Origin of the sequence: Hymenobacter chitinivorans DSM 11115, from assembly GCF_002797555.1 — a bacterium.
Classification (GTDB): Bacteria; Bacteroidota; Bacteroidia; order Cytophagales; family Hymenobacteraceae; genus Hymenobacter; species Hymenobacter chitinivorans.
On sequence record NZ_PGFA01000004.1, the window covers coordinates 485,470 to 506,803 of the forward strand.

Annotated in this window: 22 protein-coding genes; 8 read left to right on the plus strand and 14 right to left on the minus strand. The window is 58.6% G+C overall.

Going from position 1 to position 21,334, the window contains the following annotated elements; translation table 11 throughout:
- Window positions 1-5: 5 nt before the first annotated feature.
- On the plus strand, window positions 6-1,070 hold the full coding sequence (locus CLV45_RS22045; protein WP_100338785.1) for an RluA family pseudouridine synthase: 1,065 nt from the start codon (window positions 6-8) through the stop codon (window positions 1,068-1,070).
- Between the two features lie 77 nt (window positions 1,071-1,147).
- Here the strand turns inward: CLV45_RS22045 and CLV45_RS22050 are convergent, their stop codons facing one another.
- The 9 genes from CLV45_RS22050 to mazG all read right to left on the minus strand — a co-directional run bounded on the left by CLV45_RS22050 (window position 1,148) and on the right by mazG (window position 9,320).
- Window positions 1,148-2,749: a tetratricopeptide repeat protein gene (locus tag CLV45_RS22050; protein ID WP_100338647.1), complete on the minus strand. Its 1,602-nt coding sequence runs from the start codon at window positions 2,747-2,749 to the stop codon at window positions 1,148-1,150.
- A gap of 52 nt (window positions 2,750-2,801) precedes the next feature.
- Window positions 2,802-3,668, minus strand: a complete 867-nt coding sequence (locus CLV45_RS22055; protein ID WP_245882953.1) for a PstS family phosphate ABC transporter substrate-binding protein — start codon at window positions 3,666-3,668, stop codon at window positions 2,802-2,804.
- An 82-nt stretch (window positions 3,669-3,750) separates the two neighbouring features.
- Window positions 3,751-4,008, minus strand: coding sequence for a hypothetical protein (locus CLV45_RS22060; RefSeq protein WP_100338649.1), 258 nt, complete (start codon window positions 4,006-4,008; stop codon window positions 3,751-3,753).
- Window positions 4,009-4,232: 224 nt separating this feature from the next.
- A complete protein-coding gene (locus CLV45_RS22065; RefSeq protein ID WP_100338650.1) occupies window positions 4,233-5,057 on the minus strand; it encodes an energy transducer TonB in 825 nt (274 codons plus the stop codon).
- A gap of 225 nt (window positions 5,058-5,282) precedes the next feature.
- Complete coding sequence (locus CLV45_RS22070) at window positions 5,283-6,110, minus strand: energy transducer TonB (protein WP_245882954.1); 828 nt, start codon at window positions 6,108-6,110, stop codon at window positions 5,283-5,285.
- Window positions 6,107-6,628, minus strand: coding sequence for an ExbD/TolR family protein (locus CLV45_RS22075; RefSeq protein WP_100338651.1), 522 nt, complete (start codon window positions 6,626-6,628; stop codon window positions 6,107-6,109). Before CLV45_RS22075 ends, CLV45_RS22070 begins: the two co-directional genes overlap by 4 nt.
- Window positions 6,629-6,641: 13 nt before the next feature.
- Window positions 6,642-7,265 carry an ExbD/TolR family protein gene (locus tag CLV45_RS22080; RefSeq protein WP_100338652.1) on the minus strand — a complete coding sequence of 208 codons (624 nt, stop codon included), beginning with the start codon at window positions 7,263-7,265 and terminating at the stop codon, window positions 6,642-6,644.
- Between the two features lie 68 nt (window positions 7,266-7,333).
- Window positions 7,334-8,206: a MotA/TolQ/ExbB proton channel family protein gene (locus CLV45_RS22085; protein WP_245882956.1), complete on the minus strand. Its 873-nt coding sequence runs from the start codon at window positions 8,204-8,206 to the stop codon at window positions 7,334-7,336.
- Window positions 8,207-8,474: 268 nt separating this feature from the next.
- Window positions 8,475-9,320 carry a nucleoside triphosphate pyrophosphohydrolase gene (gene mazG, locus CLV45_RS22090; RefSeq protein ID WP_100338653.1) on the minus strand — a complete coding sequence of 282 codons (846 nt, stop codon included), beginning with the start codon at window positions 9,318-9,320 and terminating at the stop codon, window positions 8,475-8,477.
- 142 nt (window positions 9,321-9,462) lie between these two features.
- Here mazG and glmM point away from each other — a divergent pair, with 142 nt between their 5' ends.
- The 4 genes from glmM (at window position 9,463) to CLV45_RS22110 (ending at window position 13,612) form a co-directional block, all read left to right on the plus strand.
- On the plus strand, window positions 9,463-10,857 hold the full coding sequence (gene glmM / locus CLV45_RS22095; protein ID WP_100338654.1) for a phosphoglucosamine mutase: 1,395 nt from the start codon (window positions 9,463-9,465) through the stop codon (window positions 10,855-10,857).
- 157 nt (window positions 10,858-11,014) lie between these two features.
- Window positions 11,015-12,157, plus strand: coding sequence for a cysteine desulfurase family protein (locus CLV45_RS22100; protein ID WP_100338655.1), 1,143 nt, complete (start codon window positions 11,015-11,017; stop codon window positions 12,155-12,157).
- Window positions 12,158-12,360: 203 nt separating this feature from the next.
- Window positions 12,361-13,038 (plus strand): hypothetical protein, encoded by a 678-nt coding sequence (locus CLV45_RS22105; protein WP_100338656.1) that lies wholly within the window; start codon window positions 12,361-12,363, stop codon window positions 13,036-13,038.
- 55 nt (window positions 13,039-13,093) lie between these two features.
- Window positions 13,094-13,612: a PRC-barrel domain-containing protein gene (locus CLV45_RS22110; RefSeq protein ID WP_100338657.1), complete on the plus strand. Its 519-nt coding sequence runs from the start codon at window positions 13,094-13,096 to the stop codon at window positions 13,610-13,612.
- 16 nt (window positions 13,613-13,628) lie between these two features.
- Here CLV45_RS22110 and CLV45_RS22115 read toward each other — a convergent pair whose 3' ends face one another.
- Window positions 13,629-14,870, minus strand: coding sequence for a T9SS type A sorting domain-containing protein (locus CLV45_RS22115; RefSeq protein WP_100338658.1), 1,242 nt, complete (start codon window positions 14,868-14,870; stop codon window positions 13,629-13,631).
- Window positions 14,871-14,957: 87 nt separating this feature from the next.
- The gene (gene hemH, locus CLV45_RS22120) at window positions 14,958-16,001 is read right to left on the minus strand and encodes a ferrochelatase (RefSeq protein ID WP_100338659.1); all 1,044 of its coding nucleotides are present in this window, start codon (window positions 15,999-16,001) and stop codon (window positions 14,958-14,960) included.
- A 76-nt stretch (window positions 16,002-16,077) separates the two neighbouring features.
- Here hemH and CLV45_RS22125 point away from each other — a divergent pair, with 76 nt between their 5' ends.
- The gene (locus CLV45_RS22125) at window positions 16,078-17,097 is read left to right on the plus strand and encodes an AraC family transcriptional regulator (protein WP_100338660.1); all 1,020 of its coding nucleotides are present in this window, start codon (window positions 16,078-16,080) and stop codon (window positions 17,095-17,097) included.
- Here CLV45_RS22125 and CLV45_RS22130 read toward each other — a convergent pair.
- The 3 genes from CLV45_RS22130 to CLV45_RS22140 all read right to left on the minus strand — a co-directional run bounded on the left by CLV45_RS22130 (window position 17,054) and on the right by CLV45_RS22140 (window position 18,696).
- Entirely contained in the window at window positions 17,054-17,752 is a 699-nt protein-coding gene (locus tag CLV45_RS22130) for a hypothetical protein (RefSeq protein ID WP_100338661.1), read from the minus strand. The two genes, CLV45_RS22125 and CLV45_RS22130, sit on opposite strands and share 44 nt — an antisense overlap.
- Window positions 17,753-17,871: 119 nt before the next feature.
- Window positions 17,872-18,147: a hypothetical protein gene (locus CLV45_RS22135; RefSeq protein WP_100338662.1), complete on the minus strand. Its 276-nt coding sequence runs from the start codon at window positions 18,145-18,147 to the stop codon at window positions 17,872-17,874.
- 39 nt (window positions 18,148-18,186) lie between these two features.
- On the minus strand, window positions 18,187-18,696 hold the full coding sequence (locus CLV45_RS22140; RefSeq protein WP_100338663.1) for a hypothetical protein: 510 nt from the start codon (window positions 18,694-18,696) through the stop codon (window positions 18,187-18,189).
- A 156-nt stretch (window positions 18,697-18,852) separates the two neighbouring features.
- Here CLV45_RS22140 and era point away from each other — a divergent pair, with 156 nt between their 5' ends.
- Entirely contained in the window at window positions 18,853-19,752 is a 900-nt protein-coding gene (gene era / locus CLV45_RS22145; RefSeq protein ID WP_100338788.1) for a GTPase Era, read from the plus strand.
- 182 nt (window positions 19,753-19,934) lie between these two features.
- Complete coding sequence (gene der / locus CLV45_RS22150) at window positions 19,935-21,257, plus strand: ribosome biogenesis GTPase Der (protein WP_100338664.1); 1,323 nt, start codon at window positions 19,935-19,937, stop codon at window positions 21,255-21,257.
- Window positions 21,258-21,334: the final 77 nt, after the last annotated feature.

A 21,334-nucleotide genomic window follows, 5' to 3' on the forward strand; every position in this document is an offset into this window, starting at 1 on the left:
TCATCATGTCTGATTTGTCCGATTCTCACTTGCCCGACCCCGACCTGCCCGACGACGAAAGTGAGGAAGGGGATGAGCTCTACGAACACCACCGTATCCGCGTCGACCGGGGCCAGGAACTCTTGCGCCTCGACAAGTTTCTGATGAACCGCCTCTCGAATGCGTCGCGGACCAAGATTCAGAACGCCATTCGGGCCGAAGCGGTGCAGGTGAATGAGAAGGTAGTCAAGTCGAACTACCGCATCAAGCCCTTCGACGTCATCACCATCACGCTGCCCGAGCCCCCGCGCGACGTGAAAGTGGTGCCCGAGCCCATGGACCTCGACATCCGCTACGAAGACGAGTCCTTGCTCATCGTCAACAAGCCTGCGGGCCTAGTGGTACACCCGGCCTTTGGTAACTGGAACGGGACGCTGGTCAACGGCCTGGCCTACCACCTGAGCAACCTACCTACGGGCCGCAATGGTGAAATTCGCCCCGGCCTCGTCCACCGCATCGACAAGGACACTTCCGGGCTGCTGGTTATCGGCAAAACGGAATGGGCCATGACGCACTTGTCCCAGCAGTTTTTTCACCATACCATCGAGCGAACCTACTTGGCGCTGGTGTGGGGCATCCCCAAGGAAACGGAGGGCACCATTACGGGCCATATTGGGCGCAGCCTGAAGGACCGCAAGGTGCAGGCCGTATACCCGGAGGGTGACCAGGGCAAGCACGCTGTAACGCACTATAAAGTGCTCAAAACGTTTCGGCACGTGGCCCTGCTGCAGTGCAACCTCGAAACCGGCCGCACCCACCAGATTCGGGCCCACATGAAGCACATTGGCCACCCGCTGTTTTCGGATGCCACCTACGGCGGCGACAAAGTGCTCTACGGGCAGCGCACGGGCTCCTACAAGGCCTTCGTCGAGAATGTATTTGAGCTGATGCCCCGGCAGGCGCTGCACGCCAAGTCCTTGGGCTTCGTGCACCCCGTCACCGGCGACACTATGCAGTTTGAAGCCGAGCTGCCCGCCGACTTTGTGGCCGCCCTGGAAAAGTGGGAACAGTACGCCACCCAGCACGCGTAGTCGCATTGGTATAAGCCAATAAAAAAAGCCTGCCTCATAGCTGAGGCAGGCTTTTTTGGGTGCGAAGTCCAGAAAGATTACTTCTTCTTGGCCGGAGCTTTAGTCGCCGTTTTCGGGCGGGTCATGCTGTCCACCACCGACTTAGCATTCTGGTTGCTGGGGTCCAGGGCCAGAACTTCCTTGTAGTAAGGCAGAGCAGCCGTTTTGTCGCCTTTCTGGTAGTAGTAGTAGCCCAGGTAGCTGTTGGCCTCCACCAGGCCGTCCTTGTACTTGGCTGGGTCGGCTTTGGCTACTTCCACGTATTTCTCATAGTAGGGCTTAGCGAGGCCCTGCTTAGAATCCGGGTCCATACCGTAGTTGGCTTGGGCGCGCATCAGGTAGCCGGGAGCGTAAGTCGGACGAGCCGTCAGCACAATGCCGTAGAGGCTGTCAGCCTGCGCGTACTGCTTGTTCAGGCTATAGGCCCGGGCCAGCAGCACTTGGTCGGTCAGACCACCCTGACCCTTCATCTTAGCCTTGTAGGTAGCAATGGCCATGGGGTAGTTTTTGGCACCCAGGTAAGCCGTAGCCAGGTCATTCTGCAGGTCAGCATTGGTGGGGTCGGCCGCAATGGCCTTCTGCAGCATGGCAATGCCCTGCTCACCCTTACCGCCTTTGGCCATCATTTTGGCGTAGTACACGTTGTCCTCCTTGATGATCTTCTCGGGGGGCGTAAGTTTCATGTACTTGTCCATGGCGGCAATAGCCTCGTCGTTCTTGCCTACTTCGTAAAGCGAGTAGGCATTCAGACGGTTCATGGTCACGTTGTTGGGTTCCCGGGCCAATACCTTCTGAATTTCAACCAGCGCCTCGGGATACTTCTTGGTCAGAAACAGGAACGAAGCATATTTAGCGTCCGTGTCCGACGACTTCTCGGCCAGGCCCGTGTACTTCTGGAAGTTCGACAGGGCGTCGTCATACTTTCCGGCGTAGAAGTAGGTTTCAGCCAGGGCATTGTAAGCCGGAGCGTAGTTGGCATCCAGAGAAATGGCCTTCTGGAAAGCGTCCCGGGCTTCGTTGTAGTTGCGCGAACGAACGTTGAGCTGTCCTTTGCGATAATAGGCCAGCACGTTGTTCGGGTCAGCCAGAACGGCACGGTCGTAGCTGTTCATAGCTTCACCGCCGCCGTTTTCCTGCTTCAGGTAAATATCGCCGCGGGCAATCATCAGCGCCGGGTCATCCTTCAGTTTGTTGGCTTTGTGGGCTGCCTCCACGTACGACAGGCCTTTCGAAGCGTCTTTCACGTCCGATTCGGCGTAGGCTTGGGCAATCATGGTCAGCACCTTGGCATCTTTGCCTTTGGTGGCCTTCACGGCGTTATCAAATTGAATCTGAGCTTCCGCATTCTTGCCTTGGGCGAGGGCTGCGCGGCCGGCCGCTACCATCGTGGTAGCGTCTTTGGGGTTCAGCGAAATGCGGTTGAAGTAATAAGCCGCCGAGTCGGGCATGTCGCGCATCTGGTACAGACGACCCAGCTCAAAAGAGGTTTCGTTCGAGGCTCCCTGCCGGAGCAAAGCCGCGCGGGCTTCGTTGTAGCGGCCGAGTTCAATCGATTTCTGGGGAGTCGTTTGGGCAAAAGCGGCGGAGCCGGAAACAGACAAGGCAGCGAGGAGCGAGAGCTTCCAGGGCTTGAAGTTCATGTGCAAAAAGTTTGGTGGAAAGCGTTTTTAATGGAAAGACAAAAAAGCAGGGCTAGCGCTTGTTGGTATCAATGATTCGCATCTGGCCCGTTGCCGGAACCAGCCCCGACTTGAGGACAATCAGCTGGCCTTTGTTACCTGCGGCAAAGGATGCAAAACCGGTGCCAAGCCCGGCACGGGCCTCCCGGCTGATCAGGTATACATCCCGGCGCAGGGGGTAGGTTTTCAGCGCCAGGTAGGCCTGGTAGGGCTGCAAGTAGTCGTCAGCACTTTGCGGGGCAGGCTTGGCACTAACGCCCACAATCCGCACTTTCTTCAGAAAGCTCTGTACCGATGCATCGTCCCGGTCACTGATCCAGTTTACGCCAATTATCCCAATGGCATTCGGATGAGTAGCAACGTAATCAAGCAGAGCAGGGTTCGATTTGGCCGCAAAAACCCGCTTGGTCAGCGGGGCGCCCTTGGTCAGGGAATCCTGTACGAAGCGCGTAGTGCTGGAGTGGTTCGTGTCAAACACCACGTTGATGTCGCCCAGGCCTTTCTTGCCACTCACCTGAGGCCACTGCTGGATTTTGCCGGTAAAGATATCCTGCAGCTTGGCCACCGTTAGCAGCGAGTCGGCATTACTGGGGTGTACCACGATGGCCAGGCCGTCGGTGGCGAGGCGGGCAATACGGGGTACAATTTTCAGCCGGTCAAACTCGGCCTGCTCTTCGGCACTGAGCTGCCGAGTTACCACGGCCACGCGCACTTTGTTGCTGAGCAGATCCTGCATGGCCTCCGCCTCCGGCTTGTAGGAAGCCGTAATCCGGGCCGCTGGGTAGAGTTTCTGAAACGTATCCACCTGCGACTGCAGAATCGGAGCAAACGTTTCGTCGACGCTGATGCTCAGCTTACCGCTGGTCGGCGTGTCAGACATATCCTCCGCGGGACCCTTGTACTGATTACAGCCAGCCAACAATAGGCCACTCAGCAGGAGGGAGAAGCCCGTTGGATGTAGGTTAGCGCGCATTATGATTTTTATTTTGTTGGAAGTGCTGGCGGTAGGTACGGGCAAATCTAAGAATTCCGTAAAAGATGAATACCGAGCCTAAAATCCGGCGGGTGGTGGTGGGTAGGGCAAATATATTGGCCTGGGGCAACCACATCATAATACCAAGGCCGGTATATACGAGGGCCATGAGCAGGGTGAAGTACGGCACCAGGCCCCGGGAGGAGCTCCGGTTCAGACGTTCTTCGGTAGTCGGACGATCAAACATAAACGGGGCAAAAGAAGAGGTTCTGAGCGTAGAACGTAAAACTACCACGCTCTCGTTCGCTCAGCTACTAAGCTTCCGGTGATGAATAGATGAAGCTGTCTGCAAAAAAAGCCAAAAATCAACCGGTATAACGTATACCGGTTGATTTTTGGCTATATATAGAATGCTAAATTGAGTAAGCCTCTGAATCACAACTCATAAGCTGACTCACTTTTGGTACTTTACTACTGATACTGAAAGGTGATGGGCAGGGTATAGCGCACGGCTACCGGTCGGCTATTCTGCCGCCCTGGCGTCCAGGAAGGCATGGAGCTTACCACGCGAGCTGCTTCCTCGTCAGTGCCGTAGCCCAGGCCTTTGAGCACCTGCACGTCGGAAATTGAGCCATCGGCCTGCACCGTGAACGAAACGAATACCTTACCCGATACGGCATTGGCCAGGGCTTGCTTGGGGTAGCGCAGGTTGCTCTGCATGTATTTGCGCAGGGCATTGATGCCCCCGGCAAACTCCGGCATTACTTCCACGTGCACAAACGGCTTGGCCGGCGGCGGAGCCGTAGTCGTGCCCGAGTCGGTGCCGGGCACGCTCAGACCAGGCCCAGTAGTTACGACGCCGTCACCGGGCTTGACGTCAGTTGGGTTATTATCATTCCCTACGACTGGCTCTGTCGTCGGCATGGGCTTGGTAAGCAGTTCGTCCTTTACCACCGTCGGAGCTACGTCGGCGCGAGGCGTGACTACCACCGGCTGCTGGTGAGTCACGGGCGGCTTTGGTGTGTCGATGTGCTTTGGCTCGGCTGGCAGGGTAATGTCGGAAAGGATAGTGAGCTTATCCGGGGCTACGTAGGCCTTGGGCAGCACCGAGGGAAAAAGCCGCTGCATAACCAGCGTACTGCTGACCAGAAGCAGGGCCAGGGCTACCGTAATGGCCAGGGCCCTGGCCAGGTGGCGGTTGTAGAGCTGGCGCAGGACGAAGGCGCCGTAAGCTTTGTTGCGGCCCTCGAAGATGATTTCATCGAGCGAGGCGGTGTGCAGGTTGGTGGTGTTCATGGGACATATGGGCTAAAGGTGAAACGGGATTCACAGGCACGCATTACCCAAGCCATTTGTCTCACGGGTTCCACTTCATCTTCCTGGCTTTCAAATCTAAAACGGAGGCCCTACAGGGAAAAGTATGCGGCAAGCCGAATTCTTTTTGCACGAAAAAGCCCGAACTGAGCAGTTGCTCAATTCGGGCTCTTAGTGCTCAGCAGCCGAAGCTGAAAAGCGGGGGTATTACTTGATAGCGAAGGTTACCGGAACCGTGTACGAAACACTTACCGGACGACCGTTCTGCTTACCAGGCGTCCAGGCGGGCATGGCCTTGATAACGCGAACTGCTTCTTCGTCGCAGCCGGCACCGATGCCTTTGGTCACTTTCACATCCGTGATACCACCCGTCGGGCCTACCACGAAGCTAATGAACACTTTGCCTTCAACCTGGTTGCGCAGGGCCAAAGCGGGATATTTAATGGTTTTGCCCAGATAAGAGAGCAAGCCTTCCATACCGCCGGGAGGAGTAGGCATCTGTTCTACGTACGTGTAGACCTTATTCTCTACTACCTCTTCTACTACTTTCGTCGGCTCATCCCCCAGACCGTTAAGGTCAGCGGGGTTGTCGGTGTTACCCTTTACCGTTTCGGTAGCTACTACTTTGTCCTCCAGTTCTTCCTGGTCCGGCACCTCTTCTACCTTCTTGATTTCCTCGTCTTTCTTAACGACCGGCGGGGTAAACTTGATGGTAGAAAGCTTTGGTGGCGGTGGTGGCGGCGCCTCGGGTGGCGGTGGGGGTGGTGGGGGCTTGGTTTCGTCCAGCGGCGGTGCCTCCATCAGCTCGTTTACCTTGAGCATCTTGTCGTCCTTTACCACCTCGTCCTTGGCAAACATCCGCGCGATGAGCGGGAAGCTTACCATCAGGGCCAGGAGGGCAACGGCGATGAGAAGAGCTCGGGTAACGTGCTTGTTGTACAACCGCCGGAGCACGTAAGCTCCGTAAGCCTTGTTACGACCTTCAAAGACGATGTCGTTGAAAGACGCCTGGCTTAATTGCGTGTTATCCATCATAGCCCTGAAGTTTTAATCAGGTCCTCATCAGCCTTCGAGATGTCAACCAGAGCGTATTTCTTCTGGTCGGTAATGTTCATCTCGTCGAGGATGTCAACCATGTTCTTGTAATTGGACTTGTCCGCAGCCTTGATCAGCACCACCACTTTGGGGTTAGCCTGACGGCGCTGCAGCAAAGTCTTCCGGATACCATTAGCATCGTAACTCGAGGCCTGCAGTTCCGGCTTTACGTCACTCGACAACAAGCCATCGTAATAATAGATCTTGTTGTTTTCGCCTAGCAAAACTGTGAAAGCGTCAGAGGCCTTAATCTCGGTCTGCTCTTCGTTCGCCTTCGGTTTCACCGGCATGGTGAGCTGCATCACGGTCGGCTTGCTGAAGGTAGTCGTCAGCATGAAGAAGGTCAGAAGCAGGAAGGCCAAGTCCACCATCGGCGTCATGTCGATTTTGGTCGACATTTTCTTGGCCCGCTTCTTACCTCCTTTACCGGAGTCGGCTTGTTGTTGTATTTCTGCCATTTCTCTGCGTCGGTTATTTCCCGGCTACCGGCTTGGACTCCAAGTCAGTAATCAGGTTGAAACGGTTGATGTTCTTATCCTGCAGCAGTTTGATGACTTTCTTCACGGTTGGTACGTCCGCGTTACCGTCGCCTTTGATAGCGACGAAAGCGGGCTTACCGAACTCCTTGCGGCTGGCGGCCTGCGCTTCTACCACCCAGTCGATAAACTGGTTGTTCAAGGAGTCGGCAGGGATGCCAGGCTGCTTGATGGCTTTGCGCTGCTCGTTGTCGCGGCTCAGGAAGTCGGGAAGCTGTTGTACCGGTACGCCAAAGCTCGACAGGTTGGAGAAGGTCTTCGCCTGAGCAGCCGTGAAGCTTACTCCGTACTTAGCACCTACCCGGGTCAACAGGTCCAGCTTGGGTTTGGCGTCGTCCATCCCGAAAAATACCCGCTTGTCCTTGTCCACCGAGATGGTGATAACATGGCTTTCCGGCAGGCGAATTTCGGAAGTGGATGAGGGCGTATCCACCACTACAGCTTCCTCGGGAGCAAACTTGGTGGTGAGCATGAAGAAGGTCACCAGCAGGAATGCCAAGTCCACCATCGGAGTCATATCCAACGAGGGGGACGTTCTATGAGGTTTTACTTTTGGCATTGCGAGCGTGGTTAAAGAGCTTTATTCAGAAACGTTTAGAAACGCTGCTTTAGTGCGGTAACCGCAGATTAAGCAGTATAAGTTTCTTTTTCGCCGTGCTGCGAAGCAAACGTCTGGATAATGCTGAAACCAGCTTCGTCGATGCTGTAGGTCAGCTCGTCAATCTTGCTGGTGAAGAAGTTGTAGGCAATGATGGCCAGGGCCGAGGTCAAGATACCCAGTGCCGTGTTGATCAGAGCTTCCGAAATACCGTTGGCCAGACCTACGGCGTCAGGAGCACCGGCGTTAGCAAGAGCCGAGAAGGCGTTGATCATACCGAATACCGTACCGAGCAGACCGATCAGGGTAGCTACCGAAGCGATGGTCGAGAGGATAACGAGGTTCTTTTCCAGCATGGGCAGTTCCAGAGCCGTCGACTCTTCGATTTCCTTCTGAATGGCAGCAATTTTCGAGTCTTTGTCGAGGCCACGCTCACGGGCCATCTCCTGGTATTTGCCCAGGCCGGCTTTCACTACGCTGGCTACCGAGCCTTTCTGCTGGTCGCAGGCGGCCAGAGCACCGGTGATGTCGTTTACGTTCAGCTTCTGACGCACGTTGCGGATGAAGGCTTCGATGCTCTTGGTGCCTTTAGCCTTGCTGATGGTCAGGAAACGCTCGATCGAGAAGGTGATTACCAGCAGGAACAGCGTCAGCAGGATCGGTACGATGACACCACCCTTGTAGATAATGCCGAGATAGTTGCCGGGCAGGGGGTTATTCTCAGGATTACCGCCCTGGAAGTTGCCGGGGTTACCAAAAACGAATTTGAAGATGATAATCGATACGATCAACGCCAGTGGAATCACGATGGCGGCAAACGCGGAACCGCCTTTCGCTTCGCCCTTGGGAGCAGCGGGAGCGGCGGGCCGCACGTTTTTATTCATGGCATTCTTTTGTTCCATTGTTCCGGAGAATTAGTGGGTTGGTGGTGAAAGGTTGAACTCTGTAAGGTGAAAAAGTGAAGAAAATGTACGCCGGATAGCCTGAAGACAGCAGCGCCCCGCTCACCCGCACACTGGGCCCGTTTAGAGAACGGAAAGTGTGGGTCTGCTCGTGCGCGGGGCCGTTAGGAATTCAGAGTATCCTTGGCAAACCTAAATAAAAACCTACGTGCTGCCAAATGGAAAATGCGTTTAAACGCTTTAAAACGGGTAGGGCCTTAAAAAAAGGCTATTTCTGCCCGTCGGTTTCTTGCTGATTTAAGTTGAGTTTTTTGGCTCGCTCCCAGTACGTGTCCATTTGGGCCAGGTTCAAATCGGCCAGCCGGTGCCCATCCCGGGCCGACTCAGTTTCCAGGTATTGGAAGCGCTGAATGAACTTCCGGTTGGTTCGCTCCAGGGCCTCTTCCGGGTTGATGCCCGCGAATCGGGCAAAGTTGACGAGCGAAAACAGTAGGTCGCCAAATTCGGCGGCGGCCCGCTCCGCATTGCGCTGCTCGGGGTTAGTGTGGGCATACTCAACTCCGAATTCTCCTAACTCTTCCTGCACTTTCTCCCATACTTGCTCGGGTTTTTCCCAATCGAAGCCGGCGCCGCGGGCCTTTTCCTGAATCCGCATGGCCTTGACCAGGGCCGGCAGTGAGGTAGGAACGCCGCCGAGCACCGAGGAGTTGCCTTTTTCCTTCAATTTGAGCTGTTCCCAGTTGCGCTTCACGTCTTCCTCGTCGTTCACGGTGGTGTCGCCATAGATGTGGGGGTGACGGAAGATGAGTTTCTCACACTGGGCGTTGAGGACGTCCGCAATATCAAAATGGCCCGTCTCGGAGGCTATTTTGGCGTAGAACGTGAGGTGGAGCATCACGTCGCCGAGTTCCTTCTTCACATCCGCCAGGTCGTCGCGCAGGATGGCATCGGAGAGTTCGTAAGTCTCCTCAATAGTGAGATGACGTAAACTCTGCATGGTTTGTTTCTTATCCCACGGACATTCGGCCCGCAGACGGTCCAGCACGTCGAGCAGACGGCCGAAGGCGGCCAGCTGTTCGGCGCGCCGGTTGGGCATTGAGGGTTGTGTTTCCATTACTCAAATATACGGCACCCAACCCGGGCGGGCTATACGTATGTGAAGGCAGGGGCGGGCCGGCCACCGGAGCGCTGCGAAATACTTTCGTAGAAAAGCAGGGCCATTTCTCTACTTTTGCACTTCAAAACAAACATTGCTTGTGGCACTGATCAAATCAATTTCCGGCATCCGGGGCACTATTGGCGGCGCGGCCGGCGAAGGGCTGACCCCTATTGACATAGTGAAGTACGCGGCGGCTTTTGGCACCTGGGTACTGGAGAAAACGCAGAACAACACGATTGTCATCGGCCGCGACGCCCGCATTTCGGGCGAGATGGTCAGCAAGCTGGTGGAAGGAACCCTGCGCGGCCTCGGCATCGACGTTATCGACCTGGGTTTGAGCACGACGCCAACCGTGGAAATAGCTGTGCCAGCCAAAAAAGCCGGTGGGGGCATCATCCTGACGGCTTCGCACAACCCCAAGCAGTGGAACGCCCTGAAGCTGCTCAACGACAAAGGCGAGTTTATTTCCGACGAGGAAGGGCAGGCCGTACTGGCCCTGGGCGACAACGAAGCCTTCAACTTTGCCCCGGTCAATAAGCTGGGCCAGTACTCGACCGACAACACCTTCTTCAAAAAGCACATCAAAGCCATTCTGGCCCTGCCCCTGGTGGACGTGGAAGCCATTAAGGCCAAGAAGTTCCGCGTCGTTATCGACTGCGTTAACTCCACCGGCGGCATCGTGGTGCCCATGCTGCTGGAGGCCCTGGGCGTCGAGAAAGTGGAAAAGCTGTTCTGTGAGCCCACCGGCGACTTTGCCCACAACCCGGAGCCCCTGCCCGAAAACCTGCGCGACATTGCCCGGGTGCTGGAGAAAGGCTCCTTCGACCTGGGCATCGTCGTGGACCCCGACGTGGACCGCCTGGCCCTGGTGAATGAGGACGGCTCTATGTTCGGGGAAGAATATACCCTGGTAGCTGTGGCCGATTACGTGCTGCAGCAGAACGGGGGCGGCAACACCGTCAGCAACCTGAGCAGCACCCGCGCCCTGCGCGACGTGACTGAAAAGGCTGGCGGCAGCTACTCGGCTGCTGCCGTGGGCGAGGTGAACGTGGTAACCAAGATGAAGGAAACCAACGCCATTATCGGCGGCGAAGGCAACGGCGGCATCATCTACCCCGAGCTGCACTACGGCCGCGACTCGCTAGTAGGCATTGCGCTTTTTCTGAGCCACCTGGCCAAGTCGAACCTGACCATGACGCGGCTGCGGGCTTCGTACCCGGGCTATTTCATCTCCAAGAACAAGATTGAGCTGACGCCCGAAATTGACACCGACCAAGTGCTGGTGCAGATGCAGCAGCGCTACGCCAAGCAGCCGGTAAACACGATTGATGGGGTCAAAATCGAGTTTGACAAGGAGTGGGTACATCTGCGCAAGTCCAACACTGAGCCCATCATCCGCATCTACGCCGAATCGGACTCCAACGCCACGGCCGACCATTTGGCCAACAAGATTATTGCTGACATTAAGGAGATTATCTCGCTGAAGAGCTAAGCCTCTTTTTGCCCCAATTGCTAAAGGATTCCGGCTGCCAAGCGGGAATCCTTTATTTTTGTGCGGCTATATTCTCTCTCGTAGCCGTCCACCTCCCTCCACCTTAGTTGCGCGTATGCCTCTCCACCCCGATTCGCACGCCTCCACGACCACACCCATGGCCGTGTATTTTGACAACGCGGCGACCACGCCGCTCGATCCGGAAGTTCTGGATGCGATGCTGCCCTTTCTGCGCGAGCACTACGGCAATCCCAGCAGCATTCACGGCCACGGCCGCAAGGTGCGGGCAGCCATTGAGAATGCCCGCAAGACCATTGCTCACCTGATCAACGCCGCGCCGGCCGAAATTTCCTTTACCTCCGGCGGTACTGAGGGCGACAACTACGCCGCTTTCGGCAGCATCCGGACGCTGGGGTTGAAGCATGCGGTGACTTCCAAGCTGGAGCACCACGCGGTGCTGCACACCCTGCAGGCTCTGGAAAAAACCGGTGACATCACGCTCAGCTACGTGCGCCACGACCAGCAGGGCCGCCTGGACCTGGAGCACTTGGATGAGCTGCTGGGTGCCAATGGCCGCTCGTTCGTGAGCTTGATGCACGCCAACAACGAAATCGGTAACCTGAACGACATTGTAGCCATTGGCGACATCTGCCAGCGGCACCAGGCTATTTTCCACACCGACACGGTGCAGACGATGGGCCACTACCGCCACGACGTACAGAAGCTGAAAAACCACTTTCTGGTGGGCTCGGCGCACAAGTTTCACGGCCCGAAAGGTGTCGGCTTCCTCTACCGGCGGCCCGAGGTGCACGTTTCGCCGCTCATTCACGGCGGCTCCCAGGAGCGCAACGTGCGGGCCGGCACCGAGAATGTGTACGGCATCATTGGCTTGGCCAAAGCCCTCGAAATTGCCTACCGCGACATGGACACCCATCAGCAGCACATTCAGGGCCTGAAAGACCGGTTTATTGCCCGTCTGACCAGCGAAATTGAAGACGTGCAGTTCAATGGCCTCTCGGCCCACGCCGACCAGAGCCTCTACACGGTGCTGAACGTAAGCTTGCCGCCGTCGGGCATGAGCGAGATGCTGCTCTTTAACCTGGACATCAGCCGGGTGTCGGTGTCGGGCGGCTCGGCCTGTAGCAGCGGCGCCGATGCCGGCTCCCACGTGCTGACGGCCCTAGGTTGCGACCCGCAGCGCGGCGCCATTCGCTTCTCGATGAGCAAATACAATACCGCCGAAGAGGTAGACTACGCCGTGGAGCAGCTGGCCAAGATGTACCGCAAGGTGCCGGCGTAAGGCTGGATTGCCTTTTTCTGATCAAACCTGCCGAAGCCCCGGCGGCGCTGCTCCCGTTATGGGCCGGCGCCGCCGGGGCTTCGGGCTGTGGGCCTGACCCAGGCTAGGCCAGCCGGGCAGGGTAGCAGGCGGGGCTATATAGCGGCGGCCTATCTATTTTGCCGTCCTTGCGTACTCACTGGCAAAAGCAGTTTCCGATTCTCATGGCCGACATTAACATTCAGCGTAAAAAGTCTTCTCCCAGTCCCTGGCTTCTGGTCTTGCTCGTGCTTGTGGCGCTGGGCCTGCTGGGGTATTTCCTGTTTCGCTCCGACTCCACCACGCCCGCCGAGCAGCCAGCCCCGGCCACGACCAGCGCCACGCCGGTTGCACCCGAGGCCGATACTACGGCTCAGGCGTCGCCCCCGCCTGCTGAAGGAACTGCCGCTGGTGGCGACGCCGCCGCCGTAGCCGACATGGCCGCCGAAGAAGCTCCGGCCACGGCCGACGAACTGGACACCTTTGCCCGCGGCGAAGCCGATAGTCCGGACTACGGCCGTCGGGGGCTGCAGATGCTGACTTCCTCGCTCAGCGCCCTGGCCGACCGGGCCGACCTGCGCGGCGACGCTACCGTGGCCGAGCGGCGCAACGACCTGACCAGCGCCATGAGCCGTAGCTCGGAGCCCAACGCCAGTTTGCGGCCGGGCTTTGTGGCGGTGGCCGGCCTGCTGCAAGCCATTCAGCAGAAAAGCTACCCCGACCTGGAAAAACCAGTGGCGGAGCTCGGCGAACAGGCCCGGGCCTTATCGGGGCGCACCACGGCCGCCGACCAGCCCGCCCTGCAGGCGTTTTTCACCAAAGCGGCCACCATTCTGCAGACGCTGAACGAGCCTACGCCCTAGTTCTGGGGCCTTATTTGCCTTTGTTACCGTTTCACTTGCTTGCTAATTCCGACTCATGGAGCCGATTTCCCCTATTCCCTCCGCCGAAGGCATGCACCTGCGCCGCCTGCGCGACCTGACCGACTTTGAAGTGGCCGACGGCAGCCCCGACGTACGCGGCTGGGCCGTGCGCGGCGGCGACGGCCACAAGTTTGGCGACGTCTACGAGCTGATTGTGGAGGAAGAAGCCCTGAAGGTGCGCTACCTCGACGTGGAGCTGGATGCCTCGCTCAACGTCAACCGCCACGAGCGGCACATCCTGATTCCGGTGGGCGTAGCGGCCCTTGATGAAGAAGGCGACAATGTATTTGTGCCATCCTTGAACAAGGAGTCGGTACTGGACTACCCGCCTTACGAGGAAATTCAGATTACCCGGGAGTATGAGGAAGCCATGCTGCGCAGCCTGAAGCTACCCTTGCCCGAAGCTCGTCCCGGAGGATTTTACGACCAGGACCCCTACAATGAGCAGCGCTTTTATCAGAACCGCCGTCCCGCCGCCAACGAGGGCCTGCGCCGCCGTGACCCGGCCGCTTAGCGCCTAACGTCTTCGCCTAGCGCCGCTCGACGCGCCGCATCAGCACTTGTCCATTATTGAGCGTGACGTGCAGAAAATACAGCCCCACCGGCTGCGCGCGCAGGTCGGCCACGTAGGAGTTGGGAGCTATGGCAATGGTGGGGACGCTTACTCGTTGCCCGACTACGTTGTACCACGCTAGCTGCTGGGCCGGCGCACTGAGGCTGATGTGAATTTGCTGACTGGTCGGATTGGGGTAGAGCGTGCAGGTAGCCGTTGTCGTGGCGTTGCGGCTGGCCAGGGGCCGGCTTTTGGGCGTCGCCAGCCAGATGGTGGCGTTGACGAGCACGCGGGCATGGTCGCCGTTGGCTTCGCCCGCCCAGCCGTCGTAGAGACTGTCGCCGGGGTCCCCGCTGCCATCATCGGGCGGGGAACTGTCGCCCAGGGCTACTACTTTGCCGCGGCCGTAGCGGGCATAGGCCATAAAAGCACCCGTAGTACCGGTAGCACTTACGCCGAGCTTGTAGATAATTCCCCGGACGCTGGCATTGGCCGAGGGCGTGAGGGTGAGCGTAGCGCCGTTGTGGTACTCCATAGCCGCCACATTGCCGGCCGGGCCGTGCAGCAAGGAATCGGCGGGCAGGGCTGGCACGTTGGTGGTATTTACTACAAAGTTGTTCAAGTCGAAGCTGATGCCGAACGGGTTGGCCTGCACGGAGTTCGTGCTCATCAGGTCGTTCCAGATTTGGGGCGAGTCCCAGCCGTCGTTGTTGCGGTCCGACACGGCGTGGTCGGAAATCATGAACAGGCCGCCGCCATTCTTGACGAAGTTCAGCAGGGCGGTTTTCTCGGCGGCCGAAAAGCGGATGTTGGGCTCACACACCACAAAAACCTGGTAGTTGCTCAAATCCTGCACATTCGAGGCGTCGCCGTAGGTCAGGCGGCTGCCGTTGGGCAAAGTCTCGACTTGGTAGCCGCGCTTCACTAGTGCCACACCCCACGACGACAAAGCCCCGCTCCAGTAGGTTTCGGGCGTATTGGCCGTAATGCCGCTCTGGGCGGGCGTCGGGAACCGCTGGGGGTTGGAATCGGAGCCGGCGCCGGTGACCATGGCCCCGCCGCTGCCGATGCCCAGGTTGCGGGCGTCTGCGTCCAGCACCCAATCGGCGTTGTTGGCCATTTCGGCGCGGGTGGCGTCAAACAGGACTTTGGGAAGTTGCTGCTGGCCGAAAGCCGCGGCGGGCAGCAGTAGGCAAAAGAAAAGTAAAAAACGAGTCATACAGGGCGGAAAAGCTAGCAAGTTACAGCTTTTTCTGCCTCGTATGACTCGTCCTACTGTCGGGCTACGCCGCGCCCCGAACCAACTTTAATTGCGGTGAATCATGCTTACAACGCCCTCCACCCACTGCGGGTGCGAGTTCAGGCTGGGTACCAGCTGCCAATGCTCCCCGCCGGCTTCCTCAAACATTTCCTTGAATTCCAGGCCCACCTCGATGGTCGTTTCGAGGCAGTCGGCCACGAAGGCCGGGCTGAAGGCCAGCACGTTCTTGATGCCTTTGGCGGGCATCTCTTTTAGGACTTCATCGGTGTAGGGCTGCAGCCACGGGTCCCGCAGGCGGCTTTGCAGGCGGCTCTGGAAGGAAGTGGTGTACTGCTCGGGCGCCAAACCCAGGCCGGCGGCCAGCTGCCGGGAGGTTTCGTAGCACTGGGCCCGGTAGCAGTAGCGGTTGTTCTTATTGTAGCTGTTGCAGCAGCTGCCCAGCTTGCAGTAGTTGTTGTGGCTGCCCTTGAGCACGTGGCGCTCGGGAATGCCGTGGTAGCTGAACACGACATGGTCGTACTTGCGCTTGGCCATTTCCTCCTTGCCCAAGGTCACGAAGGTGCCAATAAAGCCCGGGTCGTCGGTGAAGGTGCTGATGAAGCTGATGCTGGGCACCACCCACCACTTGCTCACGATGTCCATTACCTTCTCCTGCACCGAGCCCGTGCTGGCCGCCGCGTACTGCGGAAACAGCGGCAGCACGATAATCCGGTCGACGGCGGCTTCGCGCAGTTCGTCCAGAGCTTTTTCGATGCTGGGGTTCTGGTAGCGCATCCCGAAGGCCACCACGTAATCTTTACCCAGCTTTTCCTGCACCATCTTCTGCAAGTCGAGGCCGTGGTAGAGTAGGGGGGAGCCCCGCTCGGTCCAGAGCTGCTGGTAGATTTTAGCCGATTTCGGGGCCCGCAATGGCACCACCAGGCCCTGAAACAGGGGGTAGCGCACGGCGGCGGGCATGTCGATAACCCGGCCGTCGGTCAGGAATTCGTTGAGGTAGCGGCGCACGTCGGGCGTTTGCGGCGAGTCGGGCGTACCCAGGTTGACAAGCAAAACGCCGATGCGGCGCTGCGGGGAGGCGGGAGTTGGCATAGAAAAAGAACGGTCGTCCGTCGAAAGACAAAGGTAGGGCCTCCAGGGTTTGGGATGGAGGCCGTATTTTTCGCACATGACAAAAGTCACCTCTTCCCAATCCGTCGATACGCTGTCGGTGGGCATGCTCAACGTGATGCTCTGGGCCACCACCCAGGCCGGCGCCGACTATGCCGAGTTGTGCCAAAAGTTGAACGTGACGCCGGCCCAGCTCACCGACCCCGACGCCCGGGTGCCCATTGCCACCATTCAGCAGCTCTGGGGCGAAGCCGTACGAGTCACCCAGGATCCGCACCTGTCGCTGCACCTGGGCGAAAAGCTAAACCCCGGCGACATTGGCATTCTGGGCTACGTGCTGCTGCACTGCCCCACGCTGGGCGCAGCCCTAACCCAGCTGGTGCGCTACCAGGACGTGGCCTGCTCCGGGGTTAAGCTCACCGTGCGGCACGAGGCGGAGGTATGCTGGCTGGACATGGAAATAACCAGCGCGGCCATCATTTACCCGGAATACGTCATCAACTCCGAGTTTTCGACCTACCTCAGCGCCTTCCGGGCTCTGACCGGTCAGGTGCTGGTGCCGCGGGAGGTTCGTTTTGCCTATCCTCAACCCGCCGACACGCAGGAGCACGAGCGGGTTTTTGCCCCAGCCCGGCTGGTGTTTGGCACCGCCCAGAGTAGTATCAGCTTCGACGCGGCCCTGCTCGATTTGCCCGTCATCAATGCCAACCCGGTGCTGTTTCCGCTCTTTGAGCAGCACGCGGCAGCCTTGCTGGCCCGCCTGCACCAGCCCAGCTTGCCCGACCGGGTGAAGCGTGAAATTGTGGACTTGCTGAAAGGTGCCGAGCCCACCCTGGCCACCGTCGCCGACCGGCTCACGATGGGCGTGCGCACCCTGCAGCTCAAGCTCAAGGAAACCGGCCATACCTACCAGCAGCTGCTCGACGCCGTGCGTCACGAGCTGGCCTGCCGCCACCTGCGCGACGCCCAGTTCAGCACCACCGACATTGCCTTTCTGCTGGGGTATTCCGAGCCCAGCGCGTTTGTGCGCTCCTTTAAGAAATGGACGGGGCAGACGCCGGGCGCGTTTCGGAAATAGCCGGCCCGGTGGTGCGGACCGCGCGGTTCCGGTCGGCCCAGGTGGCCCAGAGTACCGGCAGCCACATAAGCTGCCCCACCCAGCCCAGCTCCGTGACGCTGCCGGGCACCGGGCTGAAGAAGTTGCTGAAGTGCACCAGCAAGAGGAAAGCTACCAACGACCACAGTGCGTACCGGCCCGTTTTGTTCAACGCCTGGGTCCGGCGCAGGTACAGGTAAAGTCCGGCCACGAAAATCGGCACCTCCACTACCTGGCTCAGCAGCAGATGATTCCACAGTCCCAGTCCAACCAGCGGGGAGTGGCCGGGGTAGAGCGGCAGGTCAGGCCCGTGCACTACCGCGTCGAGCAGCCAGTGGCTCAGAACACTGAATCCCAGCAGCAGCGCCGCCGGCGTGTCGTGCCGCAGCAGCCGGTAGCCTAGGCCTAGCAGCACACTCCACACCACGCTCATCAGCAGGCTGTGGGAAATGGGGTAGTGGGAAAACGTAATGGCTTGCCCGGCGCTGGGCACCAGCTCTACCCGCTCCAGGCCCAGCAACAGCAGCGTAGGCCAGAGCAAATCGGCCAGCTGCACGGCCAGAAACAAGAGGCCCAGGGAGAGTTGAGGCTTGGCGGCTTTGGCCCCGAAGGCCAGCCCGTAATGTCCGATAAACATGGCGGTAGGAGTAGAAGGTGAACTAGCTTGAGTGCCTCACAAAGGTCGGCTGCCGGCCGGCCCGCATTGCTGACCGTTTCCGCAATTCAATTGACCGAAAACGAAAATCTGGACCGGCCTTAGCTGCCTGGTTCGGCGGCTACCTCTGCCTGCCCGGGGCTCGGCCGCCAGGATAAGATCAGCAGCAGCATACTCCCGAAGGCGAAATACAGCAGGAAGTGAATCAGCTGCTCGCGCAGCAGGTCAGCCGTAAAGATGGGCCTGGCGTGCGCCGCCCGGATGGTTTGCAGCAGCCAGTTCCGCAGCAGCTGCCGCGTCAGTTCGTAGGTCACGGCCAGGCTGGCGCCCACCAGCGGCGTCCACCAGGCCTGCGCGGGTGTCGAGTCGCCCGGCACTCGGCTTGGGGAAGGACTCAGCCACTTAAAGAGCACAAATCAGGCCGCCGGGCCTAACAACAGCCAAGCCCCGGACGGCGGCACGTGTTGGTAGCGGCTATACGAAGGCGGCTGCAGCATCCCATCGGCGGCTACCACCAGCGTCAGAAGGGCCGCCCCGACGATTCCCGTCCACCAGATAACCATGCTTTGTTGCCGGGCCAGGCGAATTTTCTTCAGGCCTATCAGCAGCCCGGCCAGCGGTACATACACCTGGGTCAGCACGTTGGGAAAGCCGTTGCCGGGCTTCAGGGTTGCCGAAAACACGCTGCCGACATACAGGCCCACCGCCCCGCCCAGCAGCACCAGCACAATGGTAAACGGCCGGGGATTTTCGCGCTCCGACTGAAAATCGGCCAGGACGGCGCGTAGCCCCACGCCCAGCAGCAGCACCAGCACAAAGGCGAGCAGGAAAGGCAGCGCGTTGGCCAGCCCGAGGGCTTCCATGGGCTTGGCAAAGCCTGGACAGGGACACAGCAGCAGGCCGATCAGGAGAAGAATGCGTAGCATAAGCTCGGGGAACGAAAGGCGAAGCGGCCAAGGTAGCGCCTGCGCTCCACATGGGAAATGGCGCGGGGGGTAGTGGCCTCAGCTACTTGATTTTACCAGATACCGTGCGCGTCTGCCCGTAAAGCGGTACCTTTGCAGACTTATTTGAAAAACACTGTGAATCCCGAACCTAAACCGCACCGCGCTGGCTTTGTGAGCATTATCGGCAAGCCCAACGTAGGCAAGTCGACGCTGATGAACGCCCTGATGGGCGAGCGGCTCAGCATTGTTACCAGCAAGGCCCAGACCACGCGCCACCGCATCCTGGGTATTTTGAACGGTGACGACTTCCAGCTGGTCTACTCCGATACGCCCGGCATCATCCAGCCCAAGTACGAGCTGCACAACGCCATGATGTCGTTCGTGTACAGCTCTCTGGAAGATGCCGACGTTGTTTTGTTCGTGACCGATATCTACGAAAAACACGACGAGGAGCCAGTGGTAGAGCGCCTGCGCAAGATGGTGGACACGCCCATTCTGCTGCTGGTCAACAAAATCGACCAGGCCGACCAGGCCGAGGTGGAGGCCAAAGTGGAATACTGGCGCGAGCAGCTGCCCAACGCGGCCCGCGTGCTGCCCATTTCGGCCCTGGAAAAGTTCGGCACCGGCGAATTGCTCGACCTCGTGCTGGGCTACCTGCCCGAGCACCCGGCGTATTACCCCAAAGATGAACTCACCGATAAGCCGGAGCGTTTCTTCGCCGCCGAGATGATTCGGGAGAAAATATTCAAGCTCTACAAAAAGGAAGTCCCCTACAGCTGCGAAGTCGGCATCGAGGAGTTCAAGGAGGAAGAAGATATCATCCGCATCCGGGCCACCATCTACGTGGAGCGGGCCAGCCAGAAAGGCATCATCATCGGTAACAAGGGCGAGGCCCTGAAAAAAGTGGGCACCTGGGCCCGGGAGGAAATGGAGAAGTTCTTCCAGAAGAAAGTCTTCCTCGAAACCCACGTCAAAGTCAACGAAAACTGGCGCACCGACCCAAAGGCCTTGAACCGCTTCGGGTACAGCCAATAGGTGAAATTGTGAGATGGTGAAATGGTGAGTTAATGTTCAATACGCGCATAGCTGCGCAGCCGAACGAAAAACTCACCATTTCACCATCTCACAATTTCACCACTTATATCTCCGACCTCACATTCACTTAACTACTCCGGGCACTGCCGAACTTGGTCGGGCCGGCGGCTGGAGTCAGACGCATGAAGAATACCATTGCAATTGTGGGCCGCCCCAACGTGGGCAAATCCACCCTGTTCAACCGCCTCGTGGGTCACCGCAAGGCTATTATGGACAACCAGAGCGGCGTAACGCGCGACCGGCACTACGGCTACGGCGAGTGGATCGGCAAGCACTTTACCGTCATCGACACCGGCGGCTACGTGCACGGCTCCGACGACGTGTTTGAGGAAAGCATCCGCCGCCAGGTAAAGCTCGCCATTGATGAGGCTGATGTAGTGCTGTTCATGGTCGACGTAGATGCCGGCATGCACGGCCTCGATGAGGAGTTTGCCAACGTCCTGCGCCGCTACCAGGGCAAAAAGCCGATTTATCTGGTCGGCAACAAGGCTGATACCAACGCCCGGGCCCACGCGGCCGGCGAGTTCTACGCCCTGGGTGTGGGCGACGGCGACATTTTCACGATTTCGTCGCAGAGCGGCTCCGGCACCGGTGATTTGCTCGACGCCGTCGTGTCGCACTTCGAGGATCCGTGGGAAGAAGTTACCGAAACCGAGCTGCCTAAGATTGCCGTGGTCGGCCGCCCCAACGTGGGCAAGTCGAGCCTGGTAAACCTGCTGCTGGGCGAGGAGCGCACCATCGTCACCGACATTGCCGGCACCACCCGCGACGCCATCAAGACCCGCTACAACGCCTTCGGCAACGAGTTCATTCTGATTGACACGGCCGGTCTGCGCCGCAAGACCAAGGTGAAAGAGGACATCGAATTCTACTCCGTGCTTCGCTCCATCCGGGCCATGGAAGAATCCGACGTTTGCATCGTGATGCTCGACGCCACCCGCGGCGTGGAGGCCCAGGACGTGAACATCATTGCCCTGGCCGACAAGAACCGCAAGGGCATCGTGATTCTGGTCAATAAGTGGGACCTGGTCGAGGACAAAGAAACGAATACGACCAAGAAAATCGAGGAGCAGATATACGAGAAGATAGCGCCCATTGCCTATCCGCCCATCATCTTCACCTCGGTGCTTACCAAGCAGCGCGTGCACAAGGCTATTGAAACGGCTATTCAGGTGTACGAGAACAAGACCAAGAAAATCCCGACTTCCCAGCTCAACGAAGTGATGCTGCGCGTGATTGAGGAGCACCAGCCGCCGTCCACGAAGGGCAAGATGGTGCGCATCAAGTACGTGACCCAGCTGCCCACGCACAACCCGGTGTTTGCCTTCTTCTGCAACCTGCCGCAGTACGTGAGCGAGTCGTACACGCGCTACCTGGAAAACCGCCTGCGCGAGAACTTCGACTTCGGCGGGGTGCCCATCGGCATTATCTTCCGCAAGAAGTAAGCTGAGACGCAGGACGTTGAAGAAAAGCCGGATATTTTTTTCTACGGTTGGGTTACCTAATGGGGGGAAGGGTATAA